Source organism: Bacillus haikouensis, from assembly GCF_013179555.1.
GTDB lineage: Bacteria > Bacillota > Bacilli > Bacillales > Bacillaceae_B > Rossellomorea > Rossellomorea haikouensis_A.
Window position 1 is genome coordinate 1 of record NZ_JABMCR010000129.1, and the last position, 11,984, is coordinate 11,984.

8 protein-coding genes and 1 pseudogene are annotated in these 11,984 nt (G+C 44.6%); 3 read left to right on the forward strand and 6 right to left on the reverse strand.

Annotated features, from left to right (window positions below):
• Together HP456_RS13260 and HP456_RS13265 are read right to left on the reverse strand one after the other, a co-directional pair.
• Positions 1-386: carbohydrate ABC transporter permease (locus HP456_RS13260; protein WP_376766213.1), on the reverse strand; the 386-nt coding region annotated here is incomplete at its 3' end.
• Between the two features lie 73 nt (positions 387-459).
• Positions 460-1,713, reverse strand: coding sequence for a sugar ABC transporter substrate-binding protein (locus HP456_RS13265; protein ID WP_172251829.1), 1,254 nt, complete (start codon positions 1,711-1,713; stop codon positions 460-462).
• Between the two features lie 337 nt (positions 1,714-2,050).
• On the opposite strand from HP456_RS13265, the gene HP456_RS13270 reads away from it, so the two are divergent.
• Together HP456_RS13270 and HP456_RS13275 are read left to right on the forward strand one after the other, a co-directional pair.
• Positions 2,051-2,692 carry a YesL family protein gene (locus HP456_RS13270; RefSeq protein WP_172251831.1) on the forward strand — a complete coding sequence of 214 codons (642 nt, stop codon included), beginning with the start codon at positions 2,051-2,053 and terminating at the stop codon, positions 2,690-2,692.
• Positions 2,693-3,073: 381 nt separating this feature from the next.
• Positions 3,074-5,296 carry an FIMAH domain-containing protein gene (locus HP456_RS13275; RefSeq protein ID WP_216663278.1) on the forward strand — a complete coding sequence of 741 codons (2,223 nt, stop codon included), beginning with the start codon at positions 3,074-3,076 and terminating at the stop codon, positions 5,294-5,296.
• A gap of 76 nt (positions 5,297-5,372) precedes the next feature.
• Here the strand turns inward: HP456_RS13275 and HP456_RS13280 are convergent, their stop codons facing one another.
• From HP456_RS13280 to HP456_RS13290, 3 genes are all read right to left on the reverse strand, one after another.
• Complete coding sequence (locus HP456_RS13280; protein ID WP_172251833.1) at positions 5,373-6,989, reverse strand: FAD-dependent oxidoreductase; 1,617 nt, start codon at positions 6,987-6,989, stop codon at positions 5,373-5,375.
• Positions 6,961-8,619 (reverse strand): alpha-glucuronidase family glycosyl hydrolase, encoded by a 1,659-nt coding sequence (locus HP456_RS13285; RefSeq protein ID WP_172251835.1) that lies wholly within the window; start codon positions 8,617-8,619, stop codon positions 6,961-6,963. Before HP456_RS13285 ends, HP456_RS13280 begins: the two co-directional genes overlap by 29 nt.
• 150 nt (positions 8,620-8,769) lie before the next feature.
• Positions 8,770-9,642 (reverse strand): ROK family protein, encoded by an 873-nt coding sequence (locus HP456_RS13290; RefSeq protein WP_172251837.1) that lies wholly within the window; start codon positions 9,640-9,642, stop codon positions 8,770-8,772.
• Between the two features lie 385 nt (positions 9,643-10,027).
• Between HP456_RS13290 and HP456_RS13295 the strand changes: the two genes are divergently transcribed.
• On the forward strand, positions 10,028-10,882 hold the full coding sequence (locus tag HP456_RS13295) for a hypothetical protein (protein ID WP_172251839.1): 855 nt from the start codon (positions 10,028-10,030) through the stop codon (positions 10,880-10,882).
• 669 nt (positions 10,883-11,551) lie between these two features.
• Here HP456_RS13295 and HP456_RS13300 read toward each other — a convergent pair.
• A pseudogene (locus HP456_RS13300) lies at positions 11,552-11,984 on the reverse strand (tripartite tricarboxylate transporter permease); the annotation flags it as partial.

Sequence of the window (11,984 nt, forward strand, 5' to 3'; positions counted from 1 at the left end):
TTAAAAAAGCTTTTCATCCATACACCCGAATTGATGATCAAGGCGAGAATCAACCCGAGGGCCATGGTCGGGACAATATAATACAATGAGAAAAGAACCGTATTCCATATGGCTTTCCATGCTAATTTATCTTCCAAAAACCTCATCCAGTGTTTAAGACCAACAAATTCAGGGTCACCAATGACTTTCCAGTCCAAAAACGTCAATACAAAACTGAATGCAAACGGGAATATTTGAAAAATCAAGAAATGAATTAATGTCGGGATAAGAAAGATGTACACAATCGCGTTCCGATCCCATTCACGCTTGATTCGTGTTTTCAAAGGCAATTTTTTATTTTTCATTTTCAATTCACGTTTAACCGTCTCTGTGCTAATCAGTTTCATCACCTTCTTTTTATGTAAGTTAGGAAACAGAGAGTACCAATCTCCTAGAGATCAGTACTCCCTGTCTAAAACTCTATTGCTTTGCAAGTTCCGCTTTTACCGCTTCAGCAGCTGCATCCGCTGCTTCCTTAGGCGTTTTCTCCCCCGCCATCATCGTTTGCACCTCTGCCTGGATGCCCGGCATGACGGAACGGCCGATCGGGTGGATGACCCCCGGCTGTGCATATTGAGTATACTCAGCAAGCTGACCCAGATATTTCTGATCATCAAAGATATCTTTCGCTGACTCACGCGCAGGAATATACTGTGTCAGCGTGTTAAATTTACGTTGATTTTCAGCATTCGTCACCACTTTGATAAACTCAGCTGCTGCGTCCGGATTGTCAGTATTGGAAGGAACCACGAACATCCCTGTTGTACCATATGTTGCCTGCTCTTTATGTTTAAGAGGCGGTGCGATGACGAAATCCAGTCCGCTCTTTTGCAGATTTGTCAAAGAGATTCCCGACCCCTGTACGGCGAGCATTTTACCGCCGTTCCATAAAGCATCATGTTCCATTGCCGTTACAGAGTCTTCAGGGATCCAGCCTTTTTCATACATATTGTTAATGAATTCGAAAGCCTCCACACCCGCTTCATCATTGATCTTAACTTCATCATCCTGGGTGATGACTTCTCCGCCTGCCTGCCACAGGAATGGATACAATGTCCCGTTCATAGAACCTCCACCCTGATAGCTGAGTGCGTAGAACCCTTTGTCTTTCGCTTTTTCAGCCCAAGCAGAGAACTCATCCCACGTTGCAGGGAGTTTTTCAGGGTCCTCTCCGATTGCGTCGATGACTTCTTTATTGTAGAAGAGGGTGTAGGCTTCCTGCAGGATCGGAAGACCATACGTTTTATCCTTCCACTTCGTTGAGAGCAAGGCTGTATCGACAAAATCATCCATATCGTTATCTTTCAAGTATGGATCGAGTTCAAGGAGCATTCCTTCATCTGCATATTGAGGCATTTGGTCCGGAATGGCGTAGAACACGTCAGGACCGTTATTGGCAGCTAATGCTGTCAGTACTTTTTGGTCCCGATTTGCCCACGGGATTGTTTCGATTTTCACATCAACATCAAATTTTTCCTTGTAGGATGCAACGATTTCATCCCACATCTTTTTCTCGGCATCTGCATCACTCGTATATGGATGAACCCAGACGGTGATTTCACCGGAAACTTCTCCGTCACCCGCCTTGCCTCCTGTCTTTTCATCCTTAGAGCTGCATGCCGCCATCAGGAAGAGTCCCATGACCAAGACTAAGAGAAACGTCAATTTTTTCATGAATGATCCCCTTTTCTATTTTGTTTTTTAGTTACTGAAAACCCTGCCGTTATCCTTCATCCACCCCCTTGAACTCTGTACAGCATGGTAAACGCTGTCATTTTCACGATTACTTTTTGCAGAATGAACGTCGAGATTCCAATGCTGCGTTAGAATTGTAAAAATATTCATAACCTTTCCTCAAGTCTAATTTGTTTTTTTAAAAGAGACAAGTCTCTTAATTGTCTTTAATACAAACCTCTGAGATCTCTTTTTTAAGTATTTAGAATAATGGGAAAAATGTTTGCAATCCAATCAAAACGTACCGTATAGTTAAATCACAGAAGGGGTGAAAATTGTGGGAGGATGGGACAGGTTTAATACAATCGTATACGGTATGCTGAAGCTGGCATATCTCAATCTGCTGTGGATTTTGTTCACCTTTACCGGACTGGTGATGTTCGGACTTTTCCCTGCCACGATCGCAATGTTTGCGATCGTGCGGAAATGGCTGCATCGGGAGGATGAGGTTCCTGTTTTCCATACATTTTGGGCTGTCTATAAGAAAGAGTTCATCCAATCGAACGGCTATTCTCTTCTTTTCATTGGAATTGGATATATCCTCTATTATGACTTTACCTTTATCAGCCTGAACAGCGGCAGGCTTACTTTCCTTGTTCCTGTGCTTGTGCTGATATTGATCGGGTACATCATCACTCTGCTGTTTTTCTTTCCGGTTTACGTCCATTTTGATCTGCCTTTCTTCAAGACTTTGAAACAGACACTGCTGATTGCCTTGACTTCTCCATTCGAAGCCATTCAAATTCTTGTTGCCAGCAGCCTCTTATATGGAGCCGCTTCTCTGCTGCCCGGCATCATTCCCCTATTCACAGGAAGTGTCCTTTCACTCGCAGTGATGTGGATCAGCCTGAGGGCATTCGAAAAAGTGGAGAAAAGAAAAATGAACAATACCTATTCAGAACAACAGCATAGAGGATAATAAATGGATGTCAGAGCCGCCTGGATGGCGGTTTTTTCGTTTCACCGCTGTTGATTTCCTTGCAATAGCCGGGACCGGATTTACATAAGAATAAGTTTGAACTTAACTTCTAAGCCCCACACTAGCCGCCATTACAAAAGACCCTCACACACACAGGTATAATGACCCATCTAACATTACGACCATTAAAAGACTTGTCTCCCCAGTTCTAAATCACTAAAAATAGGAATAACAGCAGACGATGCTTTCATCGCAGGGTGGAACTTTCACCTCCAAGGAAAGCGCTTACTTACATGCGGAAACATTTTAATTAGTTAGAAAGGCGGTGTAAATAAGTTTAGGTGAAGTCTTCGCAAACGAATATCTGGAGGAGATGGGAGAATGAAGAAAGTGAAAGCGCTTTGTTTTGTTTCATTGGCTTTTATCATGATGATCGGCTCCATGTTCACACCGGCAGGTCCTGCTGCGGCACAAACGAGTAGCAGTTTTAGTGAGCCTGTCAATCTCGGCAATCACATCGAAAGCGTCGCAGTGTATGATTCTGCATACGGGAAGGAAAATGGACATGACGTCATGTATACAACAGCTTCAGGGCATCCGGCCATTTTTCAGGTGGTAGACCTGGAAACACGGGAAGTACTAAGGACCTATCCTCTTGAGGGGACAGGATCAGTCTGGACTCATATCACGGTACCGAATGGAAATGTGTATATCGGCGGCAACGGTTATTTATATGAGTACTCACCTGAAACGCAGGAAGTAAAGAATGTCGGCAGTATAGGTGAAACAGTCGTATACGGGCTGTCCTATGATGAACAAGGACGTGTATACTTTGGGTCTTATCCGAATGCGAAAGCTGGAATGTATGATCCAAATACCGGGAAAATGCGGGATTACGGCACTGTGGCCCCCGGACAAAGCTACACCCGATCCACTGCCTATCATGACGGATATTTATATCTTGGTGTCGGTGTTGATAACCGGCTGGTCAAACTGGATGTGGAAACCGGCGAGTATGAGGCGGTCGCACTCCCGGATCATGTTGTCCAAGGATCCAGCGTCTGGCAGATGGATGCATTCGGTGACTATATTGCAGCAGGTGTCGGAGGCGGAGATAACTCACTTCTGTTTTACAACACGAAAACGAATGAGTGGGAAGATACTTACTATGAGAATAATAAAGGGCTCCGGCTCATTCAGGGACTTCCGGGAAGTAATAAAGCCTATTTCCAGCAAGGCGGCCGTATCATGGAAATTGATTACGAAACACTCCAAGCATCTGATACCGGTGTCCGATTTGGAACATTCATTCGGAATACAACATGGGTGGAGCTTGAGGGCGATCCCGATTTTCCGGGATATTCACTTGTGACCATCCAATTCGCAGGGCAAGTCACATTCATGAACCTTGAAACAAAAAAAGTAAAAACAATTCAATATCCGGTGGCAGGAAATCCGATCCCGATTCAAACATTGGAAAAGGGGCCGGATGGGAATATGTACATGAGCGGCTATCCTGGTGGAAAAGGAGCGGTCTATCGTCCGAGTGACGATACTTCGGAAATGTTCACTCTCGGACAGGCTGAGGGCATGGCCTCGATTGGCGGCAACATGTACTTCGGTGTTTATTCCGGTGCAACCGTCTTTGAGATGGACACAACAAAGGACACGTTCGCACCGAAACAGATTTTTGATATCCCCCATCAGGACAGACCATTTGAAATGGAACCGGTGAATGATAAACTCTATATCGGCACCATCCCTGATTACGGTAAACTTGGCGGCTCACTGACAATCGTCGACCCTTCAGCACCGCAGAGCTCACAAGTATTTGAAAACGTCATTCATAATCAGGCGATTGTCGGTCTCGCTGAAAATGGAAACAAACTTTTCGGATCCACCACGATTGCAGGCGGCCTGGGAATCGATCCGACGGAAGAAGCAGCGAAAATCTTTGTATGGGATTTGGAAAAGAATGAAGTAATGAACGAATTTGTTCCGGACATCCCTGGATTGGACTACAGCCCCCGCATGATCAGCGGTATGAGCGTCGGTCCGGACGGACTTTTATGGTCGGCAGCAGACGGGACGATTTTTGCCATGGACCCTGAGTCTTTAGAAGTGGTGAAAAGCAAAACCATCTATAAGGACGTGACGAATTATGGAAGATGGCGCCCTATTCACATCCGCTGGGATGATAACGGCGTGATGTATACAACGCTGGCAGGGAAATTGACGGCGATCGACCCGGATTCACTGGATTTTGAGACCCTTGCCGAAACAGAACTCATGACAGTGGGTGACGACGGCAACATATACTATACCGTCAGCAGTGATTTAATGCGAATCGATGTACTGGAAAACACACTGGAATCAGCCAGAGACCTGATCATCCAGGAAGGGCAGGATGGCAACATCAAACATTCTGTTGAAAAACAACTGGTCAACTCACTTACACAGGCAATCCATCACCGCGACAAAGGCGATGCCGATCAAGCTGATAAACATCTTCAAAAAGCTTCGGAACAGCTGAAAAAAGCCAAGGATCCCGATGTTAAGCACGACTTAAAAATAAAGCTCGCTCTCGGAACAATAGAACTGTGATGAAGTAAATAGACCCCGGATTGGTGAAACGCACCAATCCGGGACTCTTTTAATTCGTACAATTTATATGGGCCAATTATTTAGTGTCAATTCGACCCAATGTTGCCCCCTTGCCGAACGTCTTTTTCATCCGGTCCAACGGATCATCTTCTAGTGATTCATCCCACTCCAACACTTGGTCCGCATTCAACAGTACCTTTTCCAACAGCGGATACTTCACTTCCTGAACTGAAGTACCCCCGTGGAAAGCGAGAGCCGCTGCCGCACCTGCCGACTGACCGATAATCATGAACACCGGTTCCATCCTGATGGAACCATAGGCGATATGAGAACTTGATAAACATACAGGCACCAATAAATTCAAGCATTCGTCTGCCCTGGGGCGTATCGAGCGGTAAGAAACCGGATAAGGGGAGATGGGAACCTCGACATCCCCTTCATTTACACACACTCCGTCAATGACGACCCGCCTGCAGTGATGGGAATCCATTTGATAGGAGGCCAACCCGATCAAATCTTCCACGATGGTTTTTCCAAGGCAATTGCGATCCGTCATTACATAGTCGGACACCATCCTCCTGCTCTCCCGGATGTATAATTGATGAGGCCAATGACCTGTCCCGGTGAACTCATCTTTCGGAAGACCCCACTGTGACACCTCTTCCCGGATGGACTCCGGAACCCGTTCATCGCTGCTCAGAAAATAGAGCATCCCAAGATTATAATTGAAGTGCTCCTGAAAAATTTCTTCCCTTGTTTCGTAATCGCCATCCGGCCATGCATGATTCTTTCCTATATAATCAGTCGATACCGCCCCATGATTGTTGAGATCGGATTTGCCATTCGGCAGCATAATATGAAGTTTCATGGCGTCCCACACACCCGCTTTAATATAACGGAGCAGCAGCGTATAGGCTTCCGGCTCATACTTCGGGGGTTTAGGAAATGGGATAGAATTCCCGGGATCTTTCGTTAAACAGATGCGGAAATTATAAGCCTGGATCCGGCCGTCCCCCTGTCCTGCTTCATCAGCTGTTACCGCTTCCAGCTCCGTCAATCCTTCGAGCAGGCCGCTTCTCTTGTCTCCTTCTTTCACATACGGATCTACAGGCACTTCAAATTTATGATGGGGTTCACCAAAACGGACCCCATTATACGTTTCATTGTATGTGGAATTGGATTCACGTCCTACCGAATAGGCAACACCTGCCTTCGCCATGAGATCTCCTTCATAGCCGGCATCGACGAAACAGCCGCCTTCAAACACACTTCCATTTTCCATGATGATCCGCTTTATCTTGTTTTGATCCATCACGACTTCTTCCGGGTGCTGATTGAAATAGACAGGAATCTCATATTCGTCCAGCCAGGTTCTGAACACGGCAGCCGCCGCTTTCGGCTCGAAAGTCCATTGTTCTTCTTTTCCGTAATACGCGCCGATTCTTCTATAAAACTCCCTGGATAATCCGCCTATCGCCTCTTTTGCACCGAAATCTGTCGCACCAAGCCCGCTGGCTGTGATGCCCCCGATGTGCCTGCCGAATTCGGCGATCGCAACTGACAACCCCATCTTCCTTGCCTGGATCGCACAAGTGATGCCCGCCGGAGTTGCCCCGTAGACAATCAGGTCTTCTTTTACCATCACGGCTTTCTCTTTCGAAGGTTCATAATACCGAAGCTGACTGAAGTCCATTCACATTTCCCCCTTGCCACTCTCGTTTACACCTGGCAGCTGTTCTCTTTACATAATAGAAGTAAATCTGCAGCATTTCTTCCGTTGAAAATGAATCGAAGTTATCCTTGTTTTGAATGCCCAGTAACCCTTCTCTGACAGGAGGTGTATGCCCCTCAAGGAAATCGATCACTTCATCCAGGCAGCTGACGATTTCCTCATTGGCTGCCCGCTCCTTCACTTTTTCAGGATCAACGAGACGTGCGGGGAATAACGGGACATTCCACGCCGTATGCTTAGCCAGGATGTTCTCCAAGTCCAGGATGATCGACATGTATGTCTCTTTTTTCTCTCCAAGCGGGGAAAAATATGCGTCCAGTAAACTGTCAAACTCCTTTCCCCAGCTCAAGCCGGCATAAATAAAGTTATTCAGCCCATGAATCCATTTCCATGGATAATCAGCGGTGGTCCCTATTAAGTGAGGCTTTATATGACAGGGCACAATCAGATTCAGGACCCCGTCTGCCTGCAGCTTCTTGTAATCCTCCAAATCCTGCTTCATCCTGTTCAATAGCGGCGGGAATAATTCACTCAGCATGAAATGATCACTGTAATATTCCAGCACGGTGAAGGACCTTCCCTTGATCTCGGTTTCGGTTCTCCAATCCATCAAACTGGCGGCAGCACGCCTCTGTTCTTCACTCGTCTCATGAATGGACGCTGAATAATCCCTTCCCCAATAGGCGTACAGCACATCCGCTTCCCTGGAGGCATCTGTTCCTGCTTTGCGTTCAAGCATATTCCATTCAAGACCGGCATTATAGACAATGTGCTCCACTTTGATATTCAACTCTTTGAGAGAAGAACTTAACTTTTCCGAGAAAGCAATATAACCCGGCATAAAATGGCTGTACTCCTCCTGGTTGATCCCACAATCTTCGGGCCATAACGACACTCTGTTAACAACAGGCGATCCCGCGCAAATCTCACATATTCGGCCGATCACGTGATCCTGCATCTCGGCATCCTTTAAAAAATGTTCCGGCTGCGTCCCCATTTCTTCCGTTAGAAATGCCAGACTATGCCCCCCAAGTGTGACATTCATGCTCCGCTTGACCAGCTCTGCTTCCACATAGCTCTTCACCTTATCCCATAGAAAGAAGGTGAAAAAGAATTCATTCAATCCGTTTTTCACGCCCCAGTCAATCAGACGGTTTATGTATATGGGGTCGTCGACGTTTTCAATAACGTTGCCCCGCCTGGAAAAGAGGGGGTTCTGTACACCCGCCGCATTTTTTTGATAAGAGACACGTCTACTTTCATGAAGATGAACCCAGCTGTATCCCAATTCTTTCTCGCAAAAAGAATACACGCCATATAATAATGAACGCTCCTCCTTCCCGACGATGCAAACGGCTTCCCCCTCATCAATCACCGCAAATCCATCTTTGCTCAGGATTAAAGGCGACATACATAACGGGGAATTATGATACTCCTTTTCAAGCATGATAAAGATGGCACCAGGCTGGTTCTCGTGACCGTCCCCTCGATTCACATCTAACCCGATTCCCGCTTTCATGAACAGCCTCCGTAACTCTTCCACAGCAAAACGAGTCGTGACATGGCTGTTATAGTACGAAATTGACTTCACTCCAACTCACTCCCTACTCCAGAATCAATCAACATCCTCCTACTAAACATATCCCTAACCACTCGTCCTTAAAATGTCTTTAAAAGCGGGACGGGGGGACTGGTTCATTGTCCCAATTATATGAAGAAAGCGGGACAGGGTTCCTGTCCCCTAGTCCCGCTGCATAAAGTGATAGACGGCCCCGATCATCCCGGAGTGGTTCTGATGCTTGGCAAGCACGATTTCCGTCCGGTTATAGAAGCTTTCGACCGTATATTTCTTCACTTCTTCTTTTATTTCACTCAGGAATAACTCCCCTCTTAACGCCATTCCCCCGCCGATCACGACTTTTTCGGGACTGAATATATAGAGCAGATTGGAAATGCCGATTGCCAGATGCTTATAAAATGTCGCAACAGCTTTCCCCATCTCCGGGTCGCCTTGGTCATAAAGATCAAAAATCTTTTTCCCGGTCCACTCACCCTCACCTTTGTACTCTTTTGCCATTCTGATCAAACCTGGAATAGAAGCTGTTTTTTCAAACTGCGAACCTTCTATTCGCATATAGCCCCATTCCCCGGCACTGAATGAATGTCCCGTGTAAAGCTGATTATTGATGATGATCCCCCCGCCTATCCCGGTACCGACCGTCAGCATGATGAAATTCTCAGCCCGATGATTCCCCAGCCAGTGTTCACACAATGCGGCACAGTCTGCGTCGTTTCTTGCTTCGACGGGGAGATTTAACTCTTCTGAAATCGACTTCTTAAGTTCGATCCCTTTATACCCCGGGATATTTTTACTTTCACCCAGGACGACCCCTTTCTCAGCATCCACCCTGCCGGCGGTGCTGATGGCCACTCCTTCCGCTTCATAACTCTTTAGCAGCTCCCGGCTCAAATGGATTAACTTTCGAACAATCGAGTGTCCGCCAAGGTGAGCTTCTGTATCAGCCAAAAAGCTGGCGGACACGCTCCCATCCTCACGCACAATCCCGTATTTAATATGTGTACCTCCTATGTCAAACGCGATAAATTGTTTCACATTACCTCTCCCTTCATATATTCATAGTGCTATTGCACTTTCCTATTAACTTGTTTAATATAATAACGGACAAAATTTATTGAAAGGTTTTTTACTTGGAATGAATTCACTAATTAGTAGTTTTAACCTACAAAAATGGTTTTTGGCTTTTATTCTCTTTCTAATCGGTTTTCTTCATTATTACAAACCGTTTGCCCCTGCAGCATTCATAAAAATGATACCGGATGCTCAGTTCGCTTTGTATTTACTTTTTTTCGTGTTTTCTGTATTTTTTTCTTTTTACAAAGAAAAACTCAAGATTGCAGTTCAGTGGAACGCTCTTTTTATTTTTGGGATAGTTGGGTTGAATGCGGCTTTGGTTATTCTTTTTCCCGAAGGTAACCATATGACTAAATTGATGAACAGTGTCGAGGTGTTGAGTATTTTCCTCACCACGTTTTTCATTGTGATGATGATTAAACGTGACATCCTGATTTCTGTATTGAACAGGCTCTACTTTGGAGCTTTTTTGATTGGAATACTATTTGTGGGAGCAACTCACTTAAAGATCATTGCACCAAATGAGATATTGAACGAGAATACATTCGGCTTTTTCCTCGCCCCATTTCTCATCTGGCTTTTTATCTCTCAACGTATAATCATGGTGCGGGTCATTATATATATCCTTGGATTTACCCTGATTTATTTATCTGATGCGAAAACAACACTCGTTGCATTTTTCTTCCTTCCTGTCTTTATGTATGCACATGCCAAATGGAAGAAACCCAGGTTGTTATTTACGATATTATTAATCTCAGGTTTTATTCTGGTGGCAATCCCTACGTATATATCATCACCTTTATTCACCAATCTTTTATCATATCGTGATATTTTGTGGTCAGCTTATATGAACAATGTATCACAAGACATGTCATCACTTCTATTCGGGATTGGGAGCTGGGGGCCGGAAACCATCGGGATACCCAGGTTTGAAGGATACAAAGCTCATAATACTTTTATAAGTTTCCTTCATCTAAATGGACTTCTCGCATTACTTTGTTATCTCTTTTTCATTATTTTCGGAATACGAAAGCATTCTGAATCATTTTCGATGAGTGATGCAATTTTATTCCTAACCTTGACGTTTCAGCTGGCGGAATCAAATGTTCCGTTGTTTTCATTTGTTTTTCCCACTTTTATTTTCATGATCAATGTCTTCTTGAACAAGGAAGGCGATATTCAAAAAGAGTCAAGAGGTTGATGAACATCCTCTTGACTCTTTTTTATGGACTCTTTTAATATGATCTGTTGTAAGACACTACCGGAACTTGGTACTTATGTTGCACGGGATCAAATCAAACGAAGAGTCTTTTGATAAAATTAATCCCCACTACTACTTACTCAGACATTTTATAAGTTTACTGCAATGGTACGTTGATTTCTCTATGTACCTATCATTTTTCGACGGGTGACGGTTTAAATGAATTCTGTAATTGAACGTAAGATACCAGAACTTATGCCACTTCGTTTTCATTATCCGTATCATCTGCTCCACCCCATTAAATGATATTTATATATAATATAGTTGCTTTGCTCTCATTATTCCTCTTTTGCGTCTGTTTTTTTAAAAAGTCTTTTAAAGGACCGACCACGTGGAACTACAGGCGGTTGAAATTCCAATTAATTGCTTATTTTCTCGCCTCCTGCTACAGAAAATAGTAAAAAAGCCAGTTCTTAAGTCTCTTCCTACGCGATGAAGAGGCACAAAAACTGGCAGTTCATTATTAAAGTGATAATCGGAATCGGACCCGCGGCAGGAAATTAGATCGAGTTGAAAGAATTCGTGATTCCCCTACTAAAATCCATTCTCAAAATACACCTTTCTCCCTTTTAAAAATGGTATTTCCAGCTTCTATGAAAACAAGTGAAACTACCCGCCAATAATCTTACTGATGATCCAAGGAGCGGCATACAACACCATAAATTGAACACCATAGTTGATTCCCCAGCGATGAAGGATTCCCGCTACTAATCCGATGAGCAGCACACCGCCGATATTGATCCACCCTGCATCCATAAAAGCAAGCATCAAAACCAACCCGAAGAATAACCCAAGCATTGCTTCATGAGGAACTCGTTTAAATACAAAGGCACAAATTTGCTGTGAAAACTTTATCGTTACATAGAACGTAAGCAGCAAAGCGATTATTGCACCAATTAATGTAGCCCATACAAAGTCTGAGGTCGAGAGGACATGATGCATATTATGTTCGAGAGTAAATACTGGAGGTGCGTTAAATAATGCGTTGGCAGGTCCGATAGCCATTGGGGACAATGGGATTCCTAAAGCAACAAGTGGAATG